24 protein-coding genes are annotated in these 21,891 nt (G+C 71.4%); 13 read left to right on the forward strand and 11 right to left on the reverse strand.

The window, feature by feature from the left end; all coding sequences use genetic code 11:
* Positions 1–24 precede the first annotated feature (24 nt).
* On the forward strand, positions 25–435 hold the full coding sequence (locus ACZ6S0_RS24810; protein ID WP_465921705.1) for an organic hydroperoxide resistance protein: 411 nt from the start codon (positions 25–27) through the stop codon (positions 433–435).
* A 111-nt stretch (positions 436–546) separates the two neighbouring features.
* On the forward strand, positions 547–1,911 hold the full coding sequence (locus tag ACZ6S0_RS24815) for a sensor histidine kinase (RefSeq protein WP_465921706.1): 1,365 nt from the start codon (positions 547–549) through the stop codon (positions 1,909–1,911).
* Positions 1,912–1,926: 15 nt separating this feature from the next.
* Here ACZ6S0_RS24815 and ACZ6S0_RS24820 read toward each other — a convergent pair whose 3' ends face one another.
* The gene (locus tag ACZ6S0_RS24820) at positions 1,927–3,129 is read right to left on the reverse strand and encodes a hypothetical protein (RefSeq protein WP_465921707.1); all 1,203 of its coding nucleotides are present in this window, start codon (positions 3,127–3,129) and stop codon (positions 1,927–1,929) included.
* A gap of 165 nt (positions 3,130–3,294) precedes the next feature.
* Here ACZ6S0_RS24820 and ACZ6S0_RS24825 point away from each other — a divergent pair, with 165 nt between their 5' ends.
* Positions 3,295–3,582: a hypothetical protein gene (locus tag ACZ6S0_RS24825; protein ID WP_344871793.1), complete on the forward strand. Its 288-nt coding sequence runs from the start codon at positions 3,295–3,297 to the stop codon at positions 3,580–3,582.
* A gap of 53 nt (positions 3,583–3,635) precedes the next feature.
* Here the strand turns inward: ACZ6S0_RS24825 and ACZ6S0_RS24830 are convergent, their stop codons facing one another.
* From ACZ6S0_RS24830 to ACZ6S0_RS24845, 4 genes are all read right to left on the reverse strand, one after another.
* A complete protein-coding gene (locus ACZ6S0_RS24830) occupies positions 3,636–3,875 on the reverse strand; it encodes a hypothetical protein (RefSeq protein ID WP_465921708.1) in 240 nt (79 codons plus the stop codon).
* 195 nt (positions 3,876–4,070) lie between these two features.
* Positions 4,071–4,970 carry a DNA-3-methyladenine glycosylase family protein gene (locus ACZ6S0_RS24835; RefSeq protein ID WP_465921709.1) on the reverse strand — a complete coding sequence of 300 codons (900 nt, stop codon included), beginning with the start codon at positions 4,968–4,970 and terminating at the stop codon, positions 4,071–4,073.
* 94 nt (positions 4,971–5,064) lie between these two features.
* Positions 5,065–5,988, reverse strand: coding sequence for a MerR family transcriptional regulator (locus ACZ6S0_RS24840; protein ID WP_465921710.1), 924 nt, complete (start codon positions 5,986–5,988; stop codon positions 5,065–5,067).
* 63 nt (positions 5,989–6,051) lie between these two features.
* The gene (locus ACZ6S0_RS24845) at positions 6,052–6,531 is read right to left on the reverse strand and encodes an ATP-binding protein (RefSeq protein ID WP_465921711.1); all 480 of its coding nucleotides are present in this window, start codon (positions 6,529–6,531) and stop codon (positions 6,052–6,054) included.
* A 229-nt stretch (positions 6,532–6,760) separates the two neighbouring features.
* On the opposite strand from ACZ6S0_RS24845, the gene ACZ6S0_RS24850 reads away from it, so the two are divergent.
* The 4 genes from ACZ6S0_RS24850 to ACZ6S0_RS24865 all read left to right on the forward strand — a co-directional run bounded on the left by ACZ6S0_RS24850 (position 6,761) and on the right by ACZ6S0_RS24865 (position 9,820).
* A complete protein-coding gene (locus tag ACZ6S0_RS24850) occupies positions 6,761–7,576 on the forward strand; it encodes a helix-turn-helix domain-containing protein (RefSeq protein ID WP_465921712.1) in 816 nt (271 codons plus the stop codon).
* Positions 7,564–7,770 carry a DUF397 domain-containing protein gene (locus ACZ6S0_RS24855; RefSeq protein WP_344871781.1) on the forward strand — a complete coding sequence of 69 codons (207 nt, stop codon included), beginning with the start codon at positions 7,564–7,566 and terminating at the stop codon, positions 7,768–7,770. Before ACZ6S0_RS24850 ends, ACZ6S0_RS24855 begins: the two co-directional genes overlap by 13 nt.
* 163 nt (positions 7,771–7,933) lie before the next feature.
* Positions 7,934–8,788 carry a patatin-like phospholipase family protein gene (locus tag ACZ6S0_RS24860; RefSeq protein ID WP_465921713.1) on the forward strand — a complete coding sequence of 285 codons (855 nt, stop codon included), beginning with the start codon at positions 7,934–7,936 and terminating at the stop codon, positions 8,786–8,788.
* 24 nt (positions 8,789–8,812) lie between these two features.
* Entirely contained in the window at positions 8,813–9,820 is a 1,008-nt protein-coding gene (locus ACZ6S0_RS24865; RefSeq protein ID WP_465921714.1) for a 1-acyl-sn-glycerol-3-phosphate acyltransferase, read from the forward strand.
* Here ACZ6S0_RS24865 and ACZ6S0_RS24870 read toward each other — a convergent pair.
* Positions 9,817–11,310: a cobyric acid synthase gene (locus ACZ6S0_RS24870; RefSeq protein ID WP_465921715.1), complete on the reverse strand. Its 1,494-nt coding sequence runs from the start codon at positions 11,308–11,310 to the stop codon at positions 9,817–9,819. The two genes, ACZ6S0_RS24865 and ACZ6S0_RS24870, sit on opposite strands and share 4 nt — an antisense overlap.
* Before the next feature lie 136 nt (positions 11,311–11,446).
* Between ACZ6S0_RS24870 and ACZ6S0_RS24875 the strand changes: the two genes are divergently transcribed.
* A complete protein-coding gene (locus ACZ6S0_RS24875; RefSeq protein WP_465921716.1) occupies positions 11,447–12,796 on the forward strand; it encodes an MFS transporter in 1,350 nt (449 codons plus the stop codon).
* Between the two features lie 127 nt (positions 12,797–12,923).
* Here ACZ6S0_RS24875 and ACZ6S0_RS24880 read toward each other — a convergent pair whose 3' ends face one another.
* Positions 12,924–13,178: an antitoxin gene (locus tag ACZ6S0_RS24880; RefSeq protein ID WP_465921717.1), complete on the reverse strand. Its 255-nt coding sequence runs from the start codon at positions 13,176–13,178 to the stop codon at positions 12,924–12,926.
* Positions 13,179–13,338: 160 nt separating this feature from the next.
* Between ACZ6S0_RS24880 and ACZ6S0_RS24885 the strand changes: the two genes are divergently transcribed.
* From ACZ6S0_RS24885 to ACZ6S0_RS24895, 3 genes are read left to right on the forward strand one after another with little or no spacing between them, the layout of a single operon-like run.
* A complete protein-coding gene (locus ACZ6S0_RS24885) occupies positions 13,339–14,232 on the forward strand; it encodes an ABC transporter ATP-binding protein (RefSeq protein ID WP_465921718.1) in 894 nt (297 codons plus the stop codon).
* On the forward strand, positions 14,229–15,020 hold the full coding sequence (locus ACZ6S0_RS24890; RefSeq protein ID WP_465921719.1) for an ABC transporter permease subunit: 792 nt from the start codon (positions 14,229–14,231) through the stop codon (positions 15,018–15,020). Before ACZ6S0_RS24885 ends, ACZ6S0_RS24890 begins: the two co-directional genes overlap by 4 nt.
* A complete protein-coding gene (locus tag ACZ6S0_RS24895; RefSeq protein WP_465921720.1) occupies positions 15,020–16,039 on the forward strand; it encodes a PucR family transcriptional regulator in 1,020 nt (339 codons plus the stop codon). Before ACZ6S0_RS24890 ends, ACZ6S0_RS24895 begins: the two co-directional genes overlap by 1 nt.
* A 99-nt stretch (positions 16,040–16,138) precedes the next feature.
* Here ACZ6S0_RS24895 and ACZ6S0_RS24900 read toward each other — a convergent pair whose 3' ends face one another.
* Together ACZ6S0_RS24900 and ACZ6S0_RS24905 are read right to left on the reverse strand one after the other, a co-directional pair.
* A complete protein-coding gene (locus ACZ6S0_RS24900; protein ID WP_465921721.1) occupies positions 16,139–16,756 on the reverse strand; it encodes a LysE family translocator in 618 nt (205 codons plus the stop codon).
* Positions 16,757–16,761: 5 nt separating this feature from the next.
* Positions 16,762–17,709 (reverse strand): quinone oxidoreductase family protein, encoded by a 948-nt coding sequence (locus ACZ6S0_RS24905; RefSeq protein ID WP_465921722.1) that lies wholly within the window; start codon positions 17,707–17,709, stop codon positions 16,762–16,764.
* Between the two features lie 317 nt (positions 17,710–18,026).
* Here ACZ6S0_RS24905 and ACZ6S0_RS24910 point away from each other — a divergent pair, with 317 nt between their 5' ends.
* Positions 18,027–18,149 (forward strand): hypothetical protein, encoded by a 123-nt coding sequence (locus tag ACZ6S0_RS24910; RefSeq protein WP_465921723.1) that lies wholly within the window; start codon positions 18,027–18,029, stop codon positions 18,147–18,149.
* 128 nt (positions 18,150–18,277) lie between these two features.
* Here the strand turns inward: ACZ6S0_RS24910 and ACZ6S0_RS24915 are convergent, their stop codons facing one another.
* Positions 18,278–19,225 carry a Vgb family protein gene (locus ACZ6S0_RS24915; RefSeq protein ID WP_465921724.1) on the reverse strand — a complete coding sequence of 316 codons (948 nt, stop codon included), beginning with the start codon at positions 19,223–19,225 and terminating at the stop codon, positions 18,278–18,280.
* A 147-nt stretch (positions 19,226–19,372) separates the two neighbouring features.
* Between ACZ6S0_RS24915 and ACZ6S0_RS24920 the strand changes: the two genes are divergently transcribed.
* Entirely contained in the window at positions 19,373–19,993 is a 621-nt protein-coding gene (locus ACZ6S0_RS24920; RefSeq protein ID WP_465921725.1) for a TetR/AcrR family transcriptional regulator, read from the forward strand.
* A 141-nt stretch (positions 19,994–20,134) separates the two neighbouring features.
* Here the strand turns inward: ACZ6S0_RS24920 and ACZ6S0_RS24925 are convergent, their stop codons facing one another.
* Complete coding sequence (locus ACZ6S0_RS24925) at positions 20,135–21,781, reverse strand: serine/threonine-protein kinase (protein ID WP_465921726.1); 1,647 nt, start codon at positions 21,779–21,781, stop codon at positions 20,135–20,137.
* Between the last annotated feature and the right edge of the window lie 110 nt (positions 21,782–21,891).

Below are 21,891 nucleotides of genomic sequence, written 5' to 3' on the forward strand. Positions count from 1 at the left end.
GTCTGTCTATCGGAAAGGGTCGCCATGAGCATGTACACCGCCATCGCCACCTCCGCCGGTCGCGACGCCCGCGCGGTCTCCTCGGACGGACGACTCGACGTCAAGCTGGCCCTGCAGAAGGAGCTGGGCGGCGACGGCGAGGGCACGAACCCGGAGCAGCTCTTCGCCGCCGGTTACGCGGCCTGCTTCGCCTCGGCCCTGCGCCTCGTGGCGGGGCAGAGGAAGATCGACGTCTCCGACGCGGCGGTCACGGCCGAGATCGGCCTGTCGCCCAACGGCCAGGGCGGCTTCCAGCTCTCGGCCACGCTCCGGGTCGAGCTGCCCGACGGCCTCGCGCCGGAGACGGCCCGCGAGCTGGTGGAGGCCACCCACCAGGTGTGCCCGTACTCCAACGCGACCCGCGGCAACATCCCGGTCGAGCTGGTCGTCGAGTAACCGCGCTCGCGGTGCTCAACCGGATTTGTCGGGGAATCTCCCTAGGTTAGCGGCGAACGCGACACTGTGGTCTTCTGGTCCTCGTGGTCTTCTGGTCCTCGGGGGAGGCGAGTGAGCACGCGGTTCGGCCGGTCGTTGCGTACGCGGCTGGCGCTGTTCGCCAGCGTCACGATGCTGCTGCTGAACGTCGTCGTCAGCGCCTTCGTGCTGTACGGCATCCGCAATGAGGTGGCCGACCTTCGGGCGCACGAGGTGTCCAGCAAGGCCGTACGCGTGCTGCTCCAGGTCAAGCGCAACCGGCTGCCCCGCGTGCTGCCTCTCGACGGGCTCGACGGCATCCAGGTGGTCGACCCGGGAGGCCGCCCGGTCGCCTCGTCGTCGAACCTGGTCGGCGTACCCCGCCTGACCACCAAGATCCCGCACCGCGACCAGGCCAACGACTACGGCGAACTGTGCGAGCTGCGTGAGCTGTCCGACGGGTGCGTGATGGTCGTGGGGCTGGTCGCGTACCAGCCGGAGGGCGACTGGGTCGTCTACGCCTTCAGCAAGGCCGTCCCCTGGTACGTCAGCCCCCAGGTGCTCCTCTTCCAGGTCTGCGTGACCGCGGCGCTGGTCGCGCTGGCCTGGTTCGGGGTGTCGCGGGTGGTCGCCAGGACGCTCGCGCCCGTCAGCAGCATCACCAAGCGGCTGGCCGAGATCAGCGCGGGCGGGGGCGGGATGCGCGTCCCCGTGCCGGAGAACGACGACGAGATCAAGGCCCTGGCCGAGACCAGCAACCAGACGCTGGAACGGCTGGAACTCGCGCTGGAGCAGCTCCAGGTGGCCATGGAACGGCAGCGCAGGTTCGCCACCGACGCCTCCCACGACCTGCGCAGCCCGATCACCGCGATGCGCACCCAGGTCGAGGACGCCCTGCTCCACCCCGAGGACACCGACTGGGCGGTGACCGGCGACGAGGTCCTGGGCAGCCTGGACCGGCTGCAGGCCATCGTCGGTGACCTGCTCACGCTGACCAAGCTGGACGCCGGCGCACCCGACCAGCGCGAGCCGATCGACCTGGGGGAGTTCGTCGCCACCGAGGCCGTCAGGCCGCGGGGGAAGGAGGTCGTCACCACGCTGCAGACCGGCGTGAGCGTCATGGGCGACCGGCTGCAACTCGCCCGGCTGCTGACGAACCTGCTGGACAACGCCGAGCGGCACGCCGACCGCAAGATCATCGTGACCGTGCGGCGGCAGGGCGACGACGCCGTGCTCGAAGTGGTGGACGACGGCGCGGGAGTCGCGCACGACCAGCGCGAGTTCGTCTTCCAGCGCTTCGCCCGCCTCGACGCCTCGCGCAGCCGCGACGCCGGCGGCACCGGCCTCGGCCTGCCCATCGCCCGCGAGATCGCGACCGCCCACCTCGGCACGCTGTCCATCGAGGACTCCGACATCGGCGCCCGGTTCGTCCTGCGCCTGCCCGTTCTGGAGGACTGACGGGAGCGGCCGGCGCTACGAGCGGCGTGATCCCCCGTGCACAGGGCGCTCGCCGTTCTTCCGCGGCCGGCACGCCCGGCCGGACCTGGCGAGGTCGTCCTCGACGACCCGCTCCGACGGCGCCTGCTCGCCCCCCATGATCGCCTGCTGTGCCCGCTCGAACCGCGCGTGGGCCGTCTGGACGTATCCGGTGCCCCGGGTGGTGTAGTCGAGCTGGGCGGCGGCCAGCTCGCGCAGGTAGGTCCCGCCGGGCTCGAACGTGACCGGGGCGGGCAGCTCGGCGGCGCACACCTGCTCGGGGTCGCGGCCGTCGTGCTTCCTGAACAGTTCGGCGGCCAGCCGCAGGTGCTCCAGCTCCATGGCGAGGTGCAGCTCCCAGAGACGCTTCACCCTGGGATCGGGCTCGGTCTCCATGAACGAGTGGTAGAGGTGGCACTCGTTGTACTCGTGGTTGAGCAGCATCTCCCACCAGCTCTCGCACGGATCCATGAGCGACTCGTAGTGCGTGACGTGCGCCTCCTCGACCAGGGCGATCTCCTGGTAGAGCCGGCGCGCGAGCGGCTGCGCGAAGGTGGGGCCGAGGTTCATGGTGAAGTTCATGGTCTGCTGCTCGACCGCCGTGACCGTCAGCGCGTGGAGCTTGGAGACGGGCGCCGCGTTCTCCCTGCCGTAGTGCTGGCGGACGTTGTCCCTCGGGTCGCGGTGGTGCAGGCGGGTGGGGCGGCCGGGCATGATCTCCGTGAGCCGGCCGACGATCCTCTCGGCCCCGCGGTGCTCGGTCAGCTCGTACAGGTTGGCGAACCGGTAGAGGTGGTCGACGTGCTCCAGCAGGCCGAACTCGTACGCCTGCCTGAGGTGGGGCGCGGGCTCCGTGCGGGCCACCCAGGCGGTCAGGTCGACGGCGGTCTGCTCGTAGGCGATGGTGGTCTCCAGCGCCGAGGCCAGGCCGGAGAGCAGCCAGCCGACCGCCTTCTGCTGCTGGGCCTCTACCTGGCGCACCTGGGCCAGGTGCTGCTTGATCTCCAGGTCGGGGCAGTGGCGGGCGAGCTGGTGGCTGAACTGCACGGCCTCCGACTCGATCCCGTTCATGACGATGATCCGGCATCGCGTGTACGGGTCGGCGTGGTCGGGGTCGATCGGCGTGACGTTCAGCTCCCGCCAGTCGCGTAGCTGCTCGTCCAGTGGGATGCCCCGCTCGCGCAGCGGATTGAAGCTCATGCCTTGGAGGCTTCCCTGCTCCCCCTTTGCCGCCTCCCGCCGAAACCTCCGCATTCGGTAATGACCCCGGACACTCTGCCGTGCATTCGGCGGCATGACTGATTTGCCGACAATTGGGGCATGCCTGTCCCGGACCAAGTTCGCGTGATCGGGAGGGAGATCCATATGGACCAGCGGGGGACCGGCAGCCGGGACGCTCAGGCCGCCGACGGGCGGCCCCACGGCCACGTACGCTGCACGCCTCCGGCCGCCGCCGAGCTCTTCGAGATCGCCGTCCTGGACACCACGGGCGGCGACGGGCAGGCGTGCTGGCACACGATCGGCTGGGGTGTGGACCGGGGAGACGCCGACAGCATCGCGCAGGCGTACGTGACCCGCCCGATGAGCCCTTACGACGAGGCCCGCGTCCGCCACAACGGGCACCTGGTGGGAGTGCACCGCCGCCCCCAGTAACGGTCCAGCCCGCCGAGACACCCGCGTCAGGCCGCCCCGGCCTGAGGATGTTGTCAGTCGAAGACGTCGTGGATGATTTGGGCGGTGGCGGCGCGGGTGATCCAGGCTTCGAGTTGGGCGAGGTCGGTGCAGGCGGTGATGCGGGCGTGTGCGTCCGCCGGGACGTCGAGCCCACGGGCACCGAGCACCAGGAGCAGCATCTTGCCAGCCTCCTCGGCTTTGCCTTGGTCGAGGCCGCGGCCGAAGTGTTCGCGGGCGAGCGGGCTGTGGACCGGCCAGTCGGTGGACGTCATGATCTCCTCTCCCTGACCGGCGAGGCGTCAAGGGCGTCGATGAAGGTGCACCTCTCGACGAGAGCGTCATTTCGGGGGGACGACATGCCACTCATTGTGACATGGCGAGCACAGAACATGATGGTTTCCGCGTGTCGGCGTCCCCGACGGCCGAGGTTTCGATGAACCCGTCGGCGGTGCGCGGGCTCAGAGTGGTCAATTCGGGTTGGGTGCCCGGTCGTCCATGACGCCGTACGCGGTCGCGCGGAAGAGGAAGGAGGCCCAGGAGCGGTAGGGCCGCCAGGCGTTGGCCAGCTTCCGGTACGCCGCCGCCGGCGCGTCCTCGGGCAGCCCGTACGCCTCGCGCAGGATCGCGAACAACCGCGGCTCGTCGCCGGGGAAGGCGTCAGGCGCGCCCGCTCCCCGGATCAGGATCAACCCCGCGGAGAAGGGCCCCACGCCGGGCAGCGCCCGCAGCTCCGCCAGGGCTTTCTCGGGGGACAGCGAGCGCAGGTGCTCGGTGGTGAGCACGCCGTCGAGCGCCGCCCTGGCCAGGCCGCGTACCCACTCCTCCTTCTGTGCGGGCAGGCCGAGCCCGCCCGCCTCCAGGAGGGAGACCGGCGGGGGGAAGGCCGGGACCGGGTGCCCGTCCACCTCGACCTGAGCGCCGTACCGCTGCGCGACGCGCTGCTTGATCCGGGAGGCGATGAGCATCGAGGAACGCTGTACGATCACCGCCCAGCACGCCGCCTCCCACGGGCTCCAGAAGCACACCGGACGCAGACCGGGACGCAGCCGCTGCAGGTCGCCGAGCACCGGGTCGGCCTCGCCCAGTTCGGCGAAGCCGCCGCCGTCGACGTCGAGCGAGAGGATGCGCGCCACCTCGCCCCGGATCGCGGGCCCGGCCGGTCGGGTCGTGGTCACCGCCACCCCGCCGGGCGCGGCCGTCACGCTCACGCCGATCGGCCGCCAGTCGGACTCGGCGCAGTACGAGAAGCGCAGCGCCCTGCCATCGGAGGGCAGCGCGCTCGTGGCCGGCCAGTCCTCGACGAATCGCAGCGAGTCGGCGAAGTCGAACGGGCCTGCCGCGGTGAGCGTGAATCCGTGCGTGGTCATGCGCGTATGCTAGGCGGCCCCCCGATCGCGGCAGGCCAGACCTTCGCCCACCGTGGCGGTGCGTTCGGGCTCCAGGGATAGTGCGCGGCCTCGTTCACGGTCGGGTGGCGTGCGGAAGGCGGGCGTCCAGTGCCCTGGTGAACCAGTCGAGTGCCGGGGCCAGAGGTTCCGGCGGCAGCCAGCCGTTGATGACGGCGAGCAACTGGACGTACCGCTCCCTGCGCGGGTCGGCGGCCACCGCCAGCCTCGCCCGCAGCTCCGCGGGATCGTGCTCGTGCGCGAAGCGCGCGGTGAGAGCCGTGACGTACGGGTCGGCGTCGGGCGAGGCCGGGTCGACGCCCGCTGCCAGGGCAGGGGCGGCCAGGTCGCGGGCCACGGCGGCGGGATCGGGCCTGGGCGGCGCGTGCCCGGCCCTGCCGCGGTCGGCGGCCAGGTCGTCGGCCATGCGGCGCAGGGTGGCGCGCAGGCCCGGGTCGCGGGACAGCTCGGCCAGCTCGATCCACGCCTCCACCTGCTCAGGTTCGGGGTCGTCCGGCAGTTCGGGGGTCATCGAGCGCATGACCCCCGCGAGGGCGGGGTCGGGAGCGCCGAAGGCGGCGTGCAGGAAGTCGTCGATCAGGCGGTGGCGTTCGTCTTCCGACAGTCTGGCGAGTTTGTGCATGAGTTCCGTCTCCTCAGGGGTGGAGCCGCGCCTGGCCACCGCGGTCAGCACCGCGCGCCGCAGCCGCAGCGTACGGATCTGCGCCCCCAGGGCCTCCGCGTGCGCCGCGGCGACCTCGGGCAGGGAGGTCTCCCGGTCGACGACCCTGCGGATCGTGGGCAGGTCGAGCCCGAGATCGCGCAGCGTGCGTACGAGGTCGAGGCGGGCGACGGCGGCGAGGTCGTACCGGCGGTGGCCGGCGGGGTCGCGTGCGGCGGGTGGCACGATCCCCTCGTCGGAGTAGAACCTGATGGTCTTGACGGTCAGCCCGGTGCGCCGGGCCAGGTCGCCGATCGAGTAGAGCGTGTCCCCGTCCATGCCCTCACTCTTCCGTCTCCCCCTGCTGGAGATGCAAGCCGCCGGTTCGCCCCTGGCGAAGGCTCACGGGCGTCCGGGTGCGAACTGCTCGTGAACCCCCTGAACGGCGGCGGACGCCAGGTCCGCCCACACGACGCGGTGGCCGTTCGCGAGGAGCTCGGTGCCGTACCGGACGGCGAGGACGGCCACGAGGCCCAGGCCGCGTCCCGACTGCCTCATGGACCCCGGCTTGAGCGGCCTGAAGCGGGGCTCGGAGGTCGTCGTTCCCGGGTCGATCACCTCCAGCCGGACGAAGTCGTCGGCGACGCCGAGCCGTACCGTGACCCAGTCGCGGTGCGCTCCCGCCGGGACGTGCCGGATGACGTTGGTCACCAGCTCGCAGACGACCAGCGCGGCGCTGTCGAGGAGTTCGAGTTCGGCATCGCCCAGCCATGACCGGACCAGGTGCCTGGCCTGGCACGGTGTGCGCGCGCTGCGGCGCAGAGTCGTGTCCCACCAGCCAGTGACGCCAAGTATCTGTCTGCTCACTGTCTGTGCTGACATGAAATCACCGACTTATCCCGATTTGCTGTCCACGATTTCCGATACACGCAGGCTGTCGTTTTCGACTGTGTCGGCTCTCCAGCATGAACATTCGCGCCGCCCCGCGATGCGCCAATCTCGCGAAACTTGGCCGACAAAGAAATACGCGGCCTTTGTATTGCCCGTCGCCACCGCGTCGCAGTACGGTCACGAGCAGTGAAGGCTCCAGTTCATGACCTGTGGAGAGGCCGTGGAGACCAACCTCGGCGAACCAATGTCCCCTCGCGCCCGCTTCGCCCACGATCTGGCTGAATTCCGGAAAGCCGGAAAAATGACACAGGCCGCGCTGGCCGTACGCCTGCGTTGCCACGAATCGCTCATCAGTCATATCGAGACCGGTCGCCGCGCCGCCACGATCGAGGTCGCGGAAGAGGCCGACCGCACCTTCGGCCTCGACGGGCACTTCGTCGCGCTCTACACGAAGATCGCCCAGTCGCCCACGCTCGGCTGGTTCGCCCGCTGGGTTGAGGAGATCGAGCCCCGCGCGGTCATCCTCCAGTCCTGGGACCCGCTGCTGGTCCCCGGCATCCTGCAGACCCCCGACTACGCCCGCGCGATCTTCGAGGCGACGGCCGCCCCCGACCAGGTGGACCAGCGGGTCGAGGTGCGCGTCAGAAGGATCGCCGTCTTCGACGGGCCCCAGCCGCCCACCTTTCTCGCGCTCATCGACGAGGGCGTCCTGAACCGGCCCATCGGCAGCCCCCGCATCCTGGCGGCCCAACTGCGCCACCTGCTGGAACTCACTCAACATCCATGTATCACTGTCCAGTTCGTGCCTATCGCGACCGGTTGTGCCTGTGGCATGATGAGCGGGTTCGCGCTGGCGCGACTGCGAGACGGTTCGGAAGTCGTCTCTGCTGATTCCGTCCTGTCCGGCCAGGTCACCGCCGACCACGAGGCCGTCGCCCGCGTCAAGCAACGGTATGACAGCATCAGAGCGGATGCTCAGCCGAAAAGCGTTACTCACCAGGCACTAGAGGATGCGATCAGGAAATGGACCAGGTGAACCTCAGCGAAGCCGAGTGGCGCAAGTCGACTGCCAGTGGTGACAACGGGCAGTGCGTGGAAGTCGCCACCAACCTGCCCGGAATCGTCGCCGTCCGTCACAGCAAGCGCCCGGAGGGTCCCGCAGTCGTCTTCACGTCGGAGGAGTGGAAGGCATTCCTCATCGGCGCAAAGCGGGACGAGTTCGACCTCTGACGATGCCCACCGCCCGAGACCGGGCGCACGGCGTGCCCGGGTCTCGACGACACCACACCCACCGCACTCGCCACGCACCAGGCCCCCGACCTCGGGGGCCTTGGTGTTTCCTTTGGTGTTTCCGCCGAGGTTTCCCGCTCCCCGCCCTCGGTAGGATCCGGGGGTGCACGGTCTGGAAGACGCCGTTCCCGCGTCCGAGCGGGGCACGGAGACCGCGTTCGTGCTCGGCGGCGGCGGTGTGCTCGGCGCGTACGAGGTGGGCATGTTGCGGGCGCTCGACGAGGCGGGCGTCCGTCCCGACCTCATCGTGGGCACCTCGGTCGGAGCGCTGAACGGGGCGGTCATCGCCGCCGACCCCGGCAGGGCCGTGGCCAGGCTGACCGATCTGTGGCGTTCCGACGTCGTACGTACGGCCTTCGCCGGCTCCTGGGCGGCCCGCCTGTCCACCTTGGCCAGGACCGGCACCCATCTGCACCCGAACGACCCGTTGCGAGGCGTGCTGAGCGAGACCGTGCGGGTTTCGCGCATCGAGGAGCTGGCCGTCCCCTTCCAGTGCGTGGCGGCCTCGGTGGAGCGGGCGGCGGCGCATTGGTTCGCCCGAGGGCCGCTGGTGGAGGCGGTGCTGGCCTCGTGCGCGGTGCCGGGCCTGCTGCCGCCCGTGGTCATCGAGGGCGAGCACTTCTACGACGGCGGGCTGGTGCACAGCATCCCGATCGGGCGCGCGGTGCTGCTCGGGGCCAGACGCGTCTACGTCCTGCACGTCGGCCGCATCGAACAGCCCCTCGCGCCGCCCAGGCGGTTCTGGGAGGTGGGCATGGTGGCGTTCGAGATCGCCCGGCGGCACCGCTTCGCCGAGGACCTGGCCACGCTGCCGCCGGGCGTCGAGGTGCACGTGCTGCCCGCCGGGGTGACCGAACAGATCTCCCCGCTGCGCTACCGCGACGTGTCGCAGGTCTCGGCCTGCATCGACCGCGCCTACGACGCGTCTTCCCGCTACCTGGCGAACGGGGGAGGATGAAGGGAGACACCGAAGGAGGCCGCGGTGCTTCCACCACGCATCCTGCGCCGGCTCGTGCTGGCTCCGCTCGTCATCGTGGTGACCGTGTTCATGCTGGTGACGCTGCCGTTCTGGCTCGTCGTCACGGCCGCCGCCTCGCTGCGCCTGCCGCCGCCGCAGCGCAGGGGGCCGAGGTTCGTGTGGTTCGGGGTGGCCTGGCTGACGCTGGAGTCGGCGGTGCTGATCGCCTGCCTGTGGTTGTGGGTGGCGGGCGGGGCCAGGCGGCAGGAGCGGCACTACGGGCTGATCAAGTGGTTCCTGTCGAAGGTGTACGCGGTCGCGGTGCGCGTCTTCCGGCTGTCGACGGACATCGAGGAGCCGGAGCCGACGGAGGAGGAACTGGCGGCGCGGCTGACCCGGCCGATCATCGTGTTGTCGCGGCACGCGGGACCGGGCGACTCCTTCCTGCTGATCTATCACCTCCTGTCGCGCTATCGGCGGCGGCCCCGCATCGTCATGAAGGCCGCCCTCCAGTACGACCCCTCGCTCGACGTCGTGGTCAACCGCCTGCCGAACGCGTTCGTGTCCCGTAAGTCCGGACAGACCCGGATCATCGACGAGATCCGCCACCTCTCGGCCACCATGAGCGACCAGGACGCCCTGGTGATCTTCCCGGAGGGCGGGAACTTCACCCCGCGCCGCCGTCGGCTGGCCATCAGGCGGCTGGAGGAGAAGGGGCTGGACGCCGAGGCGGAGCGGGCGCGCGGCATGGACCACCTGCTCCCGCCCCGCCCGAACGGCGCCATCGCGGCCATCGAGGCGTGCCCTGCCGCCGACGTCATCTTCGTCGCGCACACGGGGCTCGACGACCTGATCACGATGGGGGATGTCTGGCGCAAGCTGCCCATCGCCGCTCACATCACCGCGAAGTGGTGGCGGGTGCCCGCCGGAGAGATCCCGCACCGGCGTGCGGACCGCATCCGCTGGCTGTACGACCACTGGGAGCAGATCGACGCCTGGATCGCCGCCCAGCGCCTGGCCCGCACGCCCTAGTACGGCTCGGGAGCGCCAGGGGGGAGGGTCGGGAGGTCCGCCGACGGGCCGTGCTCGATGAGGTGGAGCAGGGCGTCCGTGTCGAGGTTCCGCTCGACCAGGTCGGCGAGCGCGTCGAGCCGCTCCTCCCGCAGCCGCGCGAAGTCCGTGCCTGGATCCGGTACGAAGTCCCGCCCCGCCCGCCCCGCCACCTCGGTCAGGAACGCCCGCCGGAACCCGTCGTTCTCCAGGGCCCCGTGCCACGTGGTGCCCCAGACGTTCCCGGCCCGGCAGCCGTCGAGGAACGGTTCGCCGCCCTCCACCGTGGCCACCCCGTGGTGGATCTCGTACGCGCGCACCGGCTCCCCGTAGGCCGTCCCCTCGGGCCTGGACAGCCGCTTCTTCCGCGCGAACGCCACCCGCACCGGCAGCAGCCCCAGCCCCTCCACCAGCCCCGCCCCCGACTCGACCGTGTCCTCGATCTCCCGTCCGAGCATCTGGAAGCCGCCGCAGATGCCCAGGACGGGCCCCTTCCGCGCGCGGATCGCCGCCGCCAGCCCGGTCTTCCTGAGCCACGACAGGTCGGCGACCGTGGCCCGCGAGCCCGGCAGCACCACGAGGTCGGCGTCGTCCAGTTCGACCGGGTCGGTGGCGAACCGCACCACGACGCCCGGCTCGGCGGCCAGCGCGTCCACGTCGGTGAAGTTCGAGATCCGCGGCAACCGCACGACCGTCACCCGCAGCGTCTGCCTCCCGTACGGCGCGCGCACGGCGACCCGGCGGCCGTCGAGGGCCAGCGAGTCCTCGACGTCCATCCAGAGCCCGTCGAGCCAGGGCAGCACGCCGTACACCTCGCGGCCGGTCAGGCGTCTGAGCATGTCGAGACCGGGCTCCAGCAGCTCCTTGGCGCCGCGGAACTTGTTCACCACGAAGCCGGAGACGTGGGACTGGTCGGCGGCGTCCAGCAGGCCCACCGTGCCGTAGAACGCGGCGAACACGCCGCCCCTGTCGATGTCCCCGACCACGATCACGGGCAGGTTCGCGGCTCTGGCCAGGCCCATGTTGGCGAGGTCGCCGCGGCGCAGGTTGATCTCGGCGGGGCTGCCCGCGCCCTCGCACACCACCACGTCGTACTGCTTCCTGAGCCGGGCGAGCGCCTCCAGTGCCGTGGCGCGCAGCAGGTCCTTCAGCGCGCCGTACTCCATGGCGTCCACGTCCGCGACCGGGGCGCCCATGAGGACGACCTGGCTGCGGCGGTCGCTGCCCGGTTTGAGGAGGATCGGGTTCATGTCGGCGACGGGTTCGAGGCCGGCGGCCTGCGCCTGCATGGCCTGCGCGCGGCCGATCTCGGCGCCGTCGGCCGTGACGTACGAGTTGAGCGACATGTTCTGGGCCTTGAAGGGCGCGACCCGTACGCCCCGCCGGGCCAGCCAGCGGCAGATCCCGGCCGTGACCACGCTCTTGCCCGCGTCCGACGTGGTTCCCGCGACCAGCAGTGCCCCTTTGACCATGGGATCACCGTACACACCACCCAGACGGCGAAATTTCGCGGTAACGACCCATTTACGAACGCTGTGACTTCTGTCACTGTAGCTAGAACATTGCCCTAGAACTGAATTCTAGAGTTACCTACGTGAAAGGCTGGGCATGGTCGGCACGTTCGGTTCGCCGCGTACAGGCGCCATCGACGCGCAGTCCCACGCGCCCTTCGGCTGGGCACCCCTCGTGGTGCTCTTCATCGTCGGGCTCGTGGACCGGATCGAGCACAACCTCCTCTCGGGCGTGCTCCCGCTCATCCAGAACGAATGGGGCTTCAGCGACACCGCGGCCGGCTCCATCCCGACCGCCGCCGCCCTGGCCGCGGTCCTCGTGTCGCTGCCCGCCGGTTACCTGGCCGACCGCTTCAGCCGGACGCGCATCATCGCCGTCGTCGTCTTCTGCTGGGCGATCGCCACGCTGGGCTCTGGCCTGGCCACCGGTTTCGCCATGTTCTACGCGATGCGCGTGTTCCTGGCGGCGGCCGAGAACATCGACAACCCGGCCGCCGGCAGCCTGCTCGCCGACTACTACCCGCCCGTCAGCCGGGCCAAGGCGTACGGGCTCACCCGCGTCACCACGTACCTGGGCGGCGTCGGCACCCTGCTCGGCGGAGTGCTGGCCGAGCTGTTCTCGTGGCGGGCGGCGTTCCTCATCATGGTGATCCCCGGCGTGCTCACGGCGCTGCTCGTGTGGGTCCTGCGCGAGCCGCGCCGCGGCGAGCTGGACCGGCTGGTGGCGGCCGGACAGCTACCCGCCGACCCGTCCGGCGGCGGGACGGCACTCGGGGCGCCGAGGCGGGCGGCCGGGGACAAGCCGCCGTTCTGGCCGCAGCTCCGCCAGGTGGTGTCCATCCCGACCCTGATCTTCGTCTGCGTCGGGCTGGCCCTCCTCAGCCTCGGGCTGGCCGGCATCTTCTTCTGGCTGCCCACGTTCATGGTGCGCGGCTTCGGCGTCGGGGTGGGCACGGCCGGCTCGCTCAGCGGCCTGATCACCATCGCGGGCACGCTCGTGGGCACCCTGGCCGGCTCGTGGCTGGGCAGGAGGTGGCACGGCACCCGCAAGGGCGGGCGGCTGCTGGCGGGCGGCAGCGGAATCACGTCCGGCGCGGTGGTGCTGGCCGGCGCGCTGTCCATGGACTCGATCGCCGCGCTGACCGTCCTGGTGCTGCTCGCCTGCTCGCTCATGTCGATCGCCATCCCCAACATGACGGCCTGCCTGGCGGACGTGGTGCCGGCCGCCTCCCGGGGGATCGGCTTCGCGGTCATGCAACTGCTGCTGACGTTCGGCACCGCGTTCGGCTCGCTGGTCGTCGGCATCGCCTCGGACCAGCTCGGCTCGCTGGTGGCCGGGATGTACATCCTGGTGATCCCGATGGTCCTGGGCGGCCTGCTCACGCTCGGGGCCAGGGGCTCGTTCGAGCGGGACGCGGGCAAGGTCATGGAGGAAGCGCGCCGCTGAGCCCCGTCCGGGCAGGTGAAAGGCACGCGAAGGGTATACGGGGGGCATACGAGGGGCACGCGAAGGGCATGCGAGGGGCGCGCGAAGGGCACGCGCGGGCGCGCGCCCCCCTTCGCGTCGGATCAGCTCAGCCCTGGGGCGGCGTCTGCCGGTCCCGCTCGTCCTGCGATTGGGGCGGCTGCTGGCCGGGCTGCTGTTCGGCGCCGCCACCGCCGTAGCGGCTCCGCACGGAGTCCGCGCCCTTGTCGATCTGGTCGTCGTACTTGTGTCCGGTGCGCTCCTTGACGTACCGCTCGGCGCGATCCAGCACCTGGTCGGCCTGCTTGGAGTGCCCACGGGCCAGGTTCTCGGCTTTCTTCAGCCACTCTGCGATGCGGCTCATGACCGTCCCCGTTTCTTCAGACAGACTACGTGCGCCCCCTACCCCTCGACTCGCGGTTGATGTTTGACCTGCTCTTTGCCGGATCCCGGCAGCGGAACGGCAGGCAGGCTGCCGGACCCGTCCAATGACGCCGACCCCGCCCGAGCGGGACGATGCGGCCATGACAGCAGTGGTACAGGCCGAAGGGCTGACCAAGTACTACGGTGCCCGGCGCGGCCTGGAGGATCTCACGCTCGAGATCCGGCCGGGAGAGATCTTCGGCTATCTCGGGCCGAACGGCGCGGGCAAGACCACCACACTGAGGCTCCTGCTCGACGTGATCAGGCCCACCCGCGGCTCCGTACGCGTGCTCGGCGCCGACCCGCGCGAGCCCGCGACCCGCGCCAGGATGGGCTACCTGCCCGGCGAACTGGTGCTGGAAGGCCACGACCACGCCATCGACTACCTGCGCTTCCTGGGCCGGGTCCGCGGCGGCGTGCCGGTGGCCCGCATCCGAGCCCTGGCCGAGCGCTTCGACGCCGACCTGTCGGTGCCCATGCGCAAGCTGTCCAAGGGCAACAAGCAGAAGGTCGGGCTGATCCAGGCGTTCATGCACGAGCCGGAACTCGTCCTCCTCGACGAGCCGACCGCGGGGCTGGACCCGCTGGTGCAGCAGGAGTTCCTGGCGCTGGTGCGGGAGGTGCGCGCGTCCGGGCGGACGGTGCTCATGTCCTCGCACGTCCTGGCCGAGGTGGAGAGCGTCTCCGACCGGGTCGGCATCGTCCGGGCCGGCCGCCTCGTGGCCGTGGAGAACGTCGCGGTGCTGCGCGAGAAGGCCGTACGCCGGGTCGAGCTGCACTTCGAGTCGTCCGTGCCGCGTGCCGCCTTCGAGAACCTGCCCGGCGTACGCGACCTGCGCGTGGACGGCGCGAGCGTGCGCTGCACCATCGACGGCCGCCCGGACGCCCTGATCAAGGCCGCCGCCCGCTTCACCGCGGTGCACCTGGTCAGCGCGGAGCCGGACCTGGAGGAGATCTTCCTGACCTACTACAGCGACGAGGAGTCCGTACCATGATCGGCAGGAGCCTGCGTGACTACCGGCGGTCGCTGGTCTGGTGGAGCCTCGGCATCAGCGCCTTCATCGCCGTCTACCTGGCCGTCTACGGCAACATCAAGGCGAGCCCGGAGACGTACGGGCCCGCGATGGTGGCCAAGTTCCCCGGCCCGCTGCGCGATCTCATGGGCGGCCTGGCCGACATGACCTCCGGCGTCGGCTACCTGCAGACGGTCGTCTACCAGCTCTTCATCCCCATGCTGTTCGTCGCGTGCGGCACGCTGCTGGCCAACCGGGCGCTGGCCGGGCCGGAGGAGTCCGGCACGCTGGAACTGATCGTCACCCTGCCGGTGGACCGGCGGCGGCTCGTGCTCGACAAGCTCGCGGCGCTGGCGCTGGGCCTGCTCCTGGTGGCGGTGGTGACGCTGCTGGTCGCCGTGGGGATGAGCGCGGCCATGGAGACCGGGGTGCCGTTCGACCGGATCCTCGCCGCGCAGCTCGGCGTGCTCCTGCTCGGGCTGTTCCACGGCACCGTGGCCGTGGCCGTCGGGGCCGCCGTCGGCCGCCGGCTCGTCGCCTCCGCCGTGGTGTGCGTGTGGGCGGTGGCCGGGTACACGGTCGTCACCATGGGCCGCTCCGTCGAGGCCGTCGCCTGGCTCAAGTGGGTCTCGCCGTTCCACTACTACGCCGAGGGCAGACCACTCTATGAGGGGCTGCCGGTGGGGGACTACCTTGTCCTCGCGGGGGCGACGGCCGTGCTCGGGCTCACCGCAGTGCTCGCCTTCGACAGGCGTGACGTAGGAGTCTGATGGCGATCTCCGAGTCGCCCGCCGACCTGCTCGGCGGGCATCGGCAGCGACTGGCCGACCACGCGGTCACGGGCCGCTCACCGGACCGCGAGACGCTCGACGTCTACCGCGCCGCCGGCACCAGGGCCGCCGAACTGGGCGTCCCGCTGCGCTCCCTCGTCGACGCCGCGCTCGCCGCCGGCGAGGGACTGCCCGGAGTGCTGCCCGTGCTGCGCAAGGCGGTCTCCGCGCTGATGGAAGGGTACGAGCAGGCGCAGCTCGCCGCCCTCCGCCGGGAGGAGGGCGCGCGTCGTGAGTTCGTGGACGACCTGCTCCAGGGACGGGCCGAACGGCTGGCGGAGCGCGCCGAGCACTTCGGGCTGCGGCTGGCCGAGTCGTACGTGGTGGCCGTGGCGCGCGGCCTGCGCGACGGCGACCAGGACCGCATCGAGCGCGACCTGGTCGCCCGCTTCGGCTCGCACAACGTCCTGGTCGCCGTACGGGACGGGCTGCTGGTCTGCGTCGCCCCCGCGACGTTGCCGGCCGCCGTCGGCGAGTTCGTCCACCACGTACGCGGCCGCTTCCCGCCCGGCTGGCGCGTCGGCGTGGGACGGGCGCAGCGGGGGCCGGGGGGAGTGGTGACCTCGTACCGGGAGGCGGCGCAGGCCCTGGAGCTGGCCGACGGGCTCGGCCTCAGGATCGACGTGGTCAAGGCCGCCGACCTGCTGGTCTTCCCCGTGCTGCTGCGCGACAGGAACGCCATCGAGGACCTGGTGACGAGCGTGCTGAACCCGCTGCTGGAGGCCAGGGGCGGGCACGAGCCGCTGCTGGAGACGCTGGAGGCCGTCTTCGCCTCGCACGGCAACCAGACGGCCGCGGCCCGGCGGCTGGGGCTGAGCCCGCGGGCGGTGACGTACCGGCTGGAACGCATCCGGCGCCTGACGGGCTTCTCCCCCGACGACCCGACCCAGCGCTTCACCCTGGAAACGGCCGTCCTGGGCGCCCGCCTCCTCGGCTGGCCCGCCGCCTTCCGCCGCTGACGCCCGCGTCCTCGGCTGTCCCACCGGCTTCCGTCACTGAGGCCCGCCTTCTCGGCTGTCCCCTGTCCGGGCCGTCGGAGATCGCCGGGTGAGGCGCGTTCAGTCGCTGACGGCCAGGCGTACGCCGAAGCCCACGATCACGACGCCGGTCAGCCGATCGAGGAACCGCCGCACCGCGGGCGACCGCAGGAAGCCGCCCATCCACGACGCGAACCCGATCAGCAGCGCACTCCACACGAGCCCCTCCGCCACGTGCACCCCGGCCAGCAGCAGCCCCATCAGCGCGTGCGGCGCGTCCTCGGGGATGAACGACGGCAGCATGGCCACGTAGAACGCGCCCACCTTGGGGTTGAGCAGGTTCGTCAGCAGCCCGCGCCGCAGCCCCGTCCCGAACCGCACCTCCTGCCGCTGCGGCTCGGGCTCCTCGCCGCCCCTGGACAGCAGCATGCGCAACCCCATCCACACCAGGTACGCCGCACCCGCCCAGCGCAGGACGTCGTACGCCGGTTGCGAGGCGGCCAGCAGCGCCGACAGGCCGACCGCGGTGAGCACGCCCCAGACGAGCGTGCCGAGCTGGATGCCCAGCGTCACCCCCCACGCTGGACGCCGCCCGGCGAGCAGGGACGTACGCAGGATGAGGGCCGTGTCGAGACCGGGAGTGACGGTGAGCAGTGCGACCACGGCGGCGAACGACCATACCGATCCTGCGATGTCCATGGATGTCAGGGTATGAGGAGCAACTTCCCGGTGGTACGGCGGCCCGCCAGGTCCTCGTGGGCCTGCTTCGCGTCGGCCAGCGGGTAGCGGTGCGAGACGTTGATCGCGAGCTGGCCGGCGGCGATCCAGCCGAACAGGTCGGAGGCGCGCTGGAGCAGTTCCTCGCGCTCGGCGATGTAGTGGGCGATCGTGGGCCGGGTCAGGAAGAGCGAGCCCTGCTTGTTGAGCGTCTGCGGATCGACCGGGGGGACGGGGCCGCTGGCGGCGCCGTACAGGGCCATGAGGCCGCGCGGGCGCAGCGCCTCGAGGCCGCCGTCGAACGTCGTCCTGCCGACACCGTCGTAGACGACGTCGATCCGGCCGCGCAGGGCCTCGGCGAAGTCGTCGTACCGGAGCACCTCGTCCGCGCCCGCCTCCCTGGCCAGCTTCTCCTTCTCGCCGGTGGAGACCGTGGCGTACGCCTTGGCCCCACGGAGCTTGACGAGCTGGACGAGCAACTGGCCCATGCCGCCCGCCCCGGCGTGCACGAGGACGTGGTCGCCCGCCTTGACCTCGTACGTGGAGTGGGTCAGGTAGTGAGCGGTCAGGCCCTGCAACATGGCCGCCGCCGCCACCTCGGCCCGCACACCGTCCGGCACCGGCACCGCCCGCTCGGCCGGGATCACCGCCTTCTCGGCGTAGCTGCCCAGGACGCCCGCCCACGCGACCGTGTCGCCGACCGCCACTCCGTCCACTCCCGCGCCGACGGCCGACACGGTCCCGGCGCCCTCGGAGCCGATGGGGGTGGGCAGGGCGAGGGGGTAGGCGCCGGAGCGGTGGTAGATGTCGATGAAGTTCACGCCGGAGGCGGCGACATCGACGACGATCTCCCCTTCGCCGGGCCGGGGATCGGGACGCTCGACGTACTCGAGAACCTCTGGGCCGCCTGGGGCGGAGACGATGATGGCATGCATGGCCCTAGTCAACTCCGCCCTCCCTTCCTACCGCCACTCGGGCCGTCACCTCATGGGGCTCGCCGCCGACCGGCGGTCACAGGGCGGTGGTCGTGTCACGGGGACGTGGGAGGTGGTCTCCCGCGTAGGCAACGGGGCGTGGTGGAGGACGGGCGTGCCGAGTTACGGGCGCGCTCACGCGACGGTCGGGGCCGTGTCGCTGTCGCAGGCCCATGGCCCCGACGGTGGGGACCCCGAATGCTGGTCGTGCCTGGTGCGGCTCCCTTGGTACGGGCCTTGGCACGGCTCTCGGTACGGGCCCTTGGCGTGGGGCGGTGATGTGGGCCGTACGCGTCAAGGTGGGTGCCGCGTGCCGGGTGCCGGGTGCCGGGCGGTGGGCGGTGGGCGGTGAGTGCTGGGCGGTGGGTGGTGAGGGCTGGGTGCTGGGCGGTGAGCGGTGAGCAGTGAGCCTGGGTGGTAGGGGCTGAGGGCTGGGCGGTGGGGGCTGGGTGCTGGGCGGTGAGCGCGGGGGTGGTGGGTGGTGGGTGGTGGTGTCGCACGGTGGGGTGCTTGGTGGTGGTTTGGGTGGTCAGGTGAGGCGGGCCAGGGCGCCGGCTTCCAACGCCACCCAGATCGCTCCGTCAGGCCCGACCGTCAGCCCGTGCGGCTCGGCTTTCCTCACCGGAGGCTCGCCCTCGCCCTTGCCCTCGTGAGCCGGCTTGGCCGTGCCAGGTTGTGGATGTTCGGCTCCAGGCTCGGTGTCGGCTCCGTACGGCCAGCCGGGGATGGGGTGCTCCTCGATGAGCCCGTCGGTGGTGATGCGGCCGATCCGGTCGGTGGCCCATTCCGTGAACCAGAGGGCGCCGTCGGGGCCGGGGATGATCGCGTGAGGGCGCGCGGCTCGGTCGGGGAGCGGGAATTCGGTGATCTTGCCGTCGGTGTCGATCCGCCCGATCTGGCCCGCGCCGATCTCGACGAACCAGAGGGCGTCGTCAGGGCCCCGCGTGATCCCCACCGGGGTGGCGCCCTCTGTGGGGAGCGGATGGACGCTGACCTCACCCGCCAGCGAGATGCGTCCGATGGCGTGGCCCTGGGTGAGCGTGAACCAGAGTGCCTCGTCGGGCCCCGCCGTGATGAACGCGGGCATGCCGTCCTCCACCGGCACCGCGAACTGCGTCAGCGATCCGTCGGCCCCGACGCGTCCGATCTGCGCGGTCTCCATCTGGGTGAACCACATCGCCTCGTCGGGCCCCGCGACGATCCCGAACGGCGAGGCCGCCTCGTGGACGGTACGCCGCCCGTCGGCGGTGATGCGGCTGACCCGCCCGCCCTTCCCTTCGGTGAACCACATGGCTCCGTCGGGCCCAGGCGCGATCACCGTCGGCAGCCCGTCGGCCGGGTCGAGTTGGTGGATGACAGGCTCCTCGCCGGGCACGAGCCTGCCGATCCGGCCCTGGTGCACGAGCGTGAACCAGAGGGCTCCGTCGGAGCCGGTGGCTATGCCGTACGGTGCGCCCGCGTCGATCTTGGTCAACATCGTGTTCCCCCTGATGGTGATGGACGCCGGTCTGCGCCGCGCCGGTTGCGGCGGGTGGGCGCGCGACCGGTGGAACTCCAATCGCAACTGTTGTAGCTTTACTGTGCCATGTTGGAGAGGCTAATGCAACTGGAGTAGTTTTTGGTGATGTCAGGGGAGTCCAAGGAGGCCGAGGAACCCAAGGAGGCCGGGAGGCGGCCTGGAGGGCGGAGCGCGCGGGTTCGCGACGCCGTGCGCCAGGCCACGCTCGCCGAACTGGTCGAGCGCGGCTATCCCGACCTGACCGTGGAGCACGTCGCCGAGCGGTCGGGGGTGCACAAGACGACCGTCTACCGGCGGTGGGGCGGCGTGGAGGGGCTCATCTCCGACGCGCTCGAACTGGCCAGGCACGAGCCTTGGCCCGTTCCCGACACCGGCTCGATCGAGGGGGATCTGCGGGGGATCGTCCAGCTCGTACGCAGGGGCTTCGACGATCCCGAGCTGGGGCCGGTGTCGTCGGCCTTCGTGGCCGCCGCCGTCCAGAACGCCGCCGCCGCGCAGGCGCTGCACGAGTTCTTCGTGTCACGGCACGAGCAGTCGGCCGAGGTCGTTCGCCGGGCCGTCGAACGTGGTGAGCTGCCCGACGTCGTCGACCCCCGAGAGGTGATCAGGGTGGCGGTCGCGCCCGTCTACTACCGGCTGTTCGTCGCGCACGAGCCGGTGACCGAGCGCGACGCCGACCGGGCCGCCGACGCCGCCCTCGCCGCAGCCCGCGCCGGGGTCCTCTGACCGGTCCCCGATGGTGGGGCCGTGGCGGTGGGCGCGTCGGTGGGGCTGGGTGTCCGGGCTCGGTGTCTGGGCTAGGTGTCTGGGCTGGGTGTCTGGGCTGGGTGTCTGGGCTAGGTGTCTGGGCTCGGTGGCCGGGAGGGGTCAGGGGTGTTTCTGGCCGCGTAGTTCGAAGTCGTCGAAGGTGGTCTTCAGCGACGACCGCCCGTCCTTGCTCGTACGGGCGAACAACCCGAGTGACCCGTTGCCGATCCCGTTCGGGTCGTCCACCTGGTGGACCTGCTTGTCGTTGACCCACATCGTCAGCCGCACCGCGTTCCCGACCTGCTCGCACGACGCCACCACGCGGGCCTTGCCCGGCAGGTGGTCCACCTGGACGGGCCGGGCCAGCGTGCCGCCCGCGCCCTTCAGTATGCGCCGGATCCTGGCCTTGCCGGTCGTGTCGAGGCCGAACTCGTAGTAGGTGTCGTCCTGGTCGGAGTTGTGGCAGTAGATGCCGTACTCGCCGATCCCGATGGAGCGCCTGACCTCGGCGGTGACGCCGATGACGACGGACGCGGGCAGCATGGGCGTGGGGGTGGCCGAGGGGTCGGGCGCGGTCGCCGGTGTTGCGGTCGGCCCTGTGGTCGGTGGGGTGATCAGGAAGGGGATGGGGGCCCTGGCCCACCGTTCCGCGTAGCCGTCCCCGGCGTCGAGCCCGTAGGTGCCGTCGGAGCGGTAGCCGTAGCTGGCGCTCTCGCGCGTGTCGTAGACGCCGTTCCAGCCGCCGATGGTCTGCGTGAAGTCCTCCCGGTAGAGCACGGCCAGGTCGTCGGGCGGCCCCTCCGGCGTCAGCACGGCCCAGGCGGTCACGCCGCCCGCGACGAGGACCGCCGTGGCCGCCGCGAGAGCCGCGTACAGCCTGCCCCTGCGCGGCTTCGAGCCGGGCGCGCCCGTGTAGGGGAGGGCGGACCGCTGCCACGCCACCTGTACGTTGTGCGCCGCCTGCTCCGGCTCGGCGGCCCGCCCGACGAGGTGGTCGAGCAGTTGCTGCGCCGTGGGCCGCATGGCCGGGTCCTTGTGCAGGGCGGCGGCGACCAGCTCGCGCAGGCCGGGTTCGACGGCGTCGAGGTTCGGCTCGGTGTTGAGCACCTGGTAGACGATCGCCGGGAGCGTGTCGCCGACGAACGGATCCCGTCCGCTGGCCGCGAACGCCACCAGGCAGCCCCACGAGAACACGTCGCAGGCGGGGGAGACCGGGTCGCCCCGCAGCACCTCGGGGGCCATGTAGCGGGGCGTGCCGACGATCTCGCCGGTGCTCGTGACGCTGCCGAGCGTGTCGAGCGCCCGCGCGATGCCGAAGTCGATCACCCGGGGGCCGACGGGGGAGAGCAGCACGTTCGACGGCTTGAGGTCGCGGTGGACGACCCCGGCCGCGTGGACGGCGGTGAGCGCCGTGGCCACGCTGACGGCCAGCGCGTCGAGGCTGGAGCCGCGCAGGGGGCCGGAATGGCGTACGGCCTCCTCGAGGTTGGGGCCCGACACGTATTCGGTGACCACGTAGAGCTGGTCGCCGTCGAGCGTGGCCTCGATCACGGCGGCCGTGCAGAACCTGCGTACCCGCTGCGCCGCCTCCGCCTCCCTGCGGAACCGCATGCGGAACTGCTCGTGCTGGCCCAGCTCCGGGTTGATCACCTTGACGGCGACCCGCAGCCCGGTGGGGTCCTCGGCGAGGTGGACCGTGCCCATGCCGCCCCGCCCCAGCACGCTCAGCAGCCTGTAACGCCCGAGGTGGGAGGTTTCACCGCTCACGTCGCGTTAGCTTACCGATTCGGAGCGTCACGCCGTCGATCTGCGACGGGACACGCGCGTATCGGGCCCGCGCAGGCCCAGGAAGACCCCGTCCGGCTGCCGCGCGAGCC

The organism is Nonomuraea sp. NPDC051298, assembly GCF_055586305.1.

Coding starts and splice junctions, on each gene's coding strand:
- ACZ6S0_RS24810 (WP_465921705.1), top strand. CDS start 25: ATGAGCATGTACACCGCCATCGCCACCTCCGCCGGTCGCGACGCCCGC.
- ACZ6S0_RS24820 (WP_465921707.1), bottom strand. CDS start 3,129: ATGAGCTTCAATCCGCTGCGCGAGCGGGGCATCCCACTGGACGAGCAG.
- ACZ6S0_RS24825 (WP_344871793.1), top strand. CDS start 3,295: ATGGACCAGCGGGGGACCGGCAGCCGGGACGCTCAGGCCGCCGACGGG.
- ACZ6S0_RS24830 (WP_465921708.1), bottom strand. CDS start 3,875: ATGACGTCCACCGACTGGCCGGTCCACAGCCCGCTCGCCCGCGAACAC.
- ACZ6S0_RS24835 (WP_465921709.1), bottom strand. CDS start 4,970: ATGACCACGCACGGATTCACGCTCACCGCGGCAGGCCCGTTCGACTTC.
- ACZ6S0_RS24840 (WP_465921710.1), bottom strand. CDS start 5,988: ATGGACGGGGACACGCTCTACTCGATCGGCGACCTGGCCCGGCGCACC.
- ACZ6S0_RS24845 (WP_465921711.1), bottom strand. CDS start 6,531: ATGTCAGCACAGACAGTGAGCAGACAGATACTTGGCGTCACTGGCTGG.
- ACZ6S0_RS24855 (WP_344871781.1), top strand. CDS start 7,564: ATGGACCAGGTGAACCTCAGCGAAGCCGAGTGGCGCAAGTCGACTGCC.
- ACZ6S0_RS24870 (WP_465921715.1), bottom strand. CDS start 11,310: ATGGTCAAAGGGGCACTGCTGGTCGCGGGAACCACGTCGGACGCGGGC.
- ACZ6S0_RS24875 (WP_465921716.1), top strand. CDS start 11,447: ATGGTCGGCACGTTCGGTTCGCCGCGTACAGGCGCCATCGACGCGCAG.
- ACZ6S0_RS24880 (WP_465921717.1), bottom strand. CDS start 13,178: ATGAGCCGCATCGCAGAGTGGCTGAAGAAAGCCGAGAACCTGGCCCGT.
- ACZ6S0_RS24885 (WP_465921718.1), top strand. CDS start 13,339: ATGACAGCAGTGGTACAGGCCGAAGGGCTGACCAAGTACTACGGTGCC.
- ACZ6S0_RS24890 (WP_465921719.1), top strand. CDS start 14,229: ATGATCGGCAGGAGCCTGCGTGACTACCGGCGGTCGCTGGTCTGGTGG.
- ACZ6S0_RS24895 (WP_465921720.1), top strand. CDS start 15,020: ATGGCGATCTCCGAGTCGCCCGCCGACCTGCTCGGCGGGCATCGGCAG.
- ACZ6S0_RS24900 (WP_465921721.1), bottom strand. CDS start 16,756: ATGGACATCGCAGGATCGGTATGGTCGTTCGCCGCCGTGGTCGCACTG.
- ACZ6S0_RS24905 (WP_465921722.1), bottom strand. CDS start 17,709: ATGCATGCCATCATCGTCTCCGCCCCAGGCGGCCCAGAGGTTCTCGAG.
- ACZ6S0_RS24910 (WP_465921723.1), top strand. CDS start 18,027: ATGTGGGCCGTACGCGTCAAGGTGGGTGCCGCGTGCCGGGTGCCGGGT.
- ACZ6S0_RS24915 (WP_465921724.1), bottom strand. CDS start 19,225: ATGTTGACCAAGATCGACGCGGGCGCACCGTACGGCATAGCCACCGGC.
- ACZ6S0_RS24920 (WP_465921725.1), top strand. CDS start 19,373: ATGTCAGGGGAGTCCAAGGAGGCCGAGGAACCCAAGGAGGCCGGGAGG.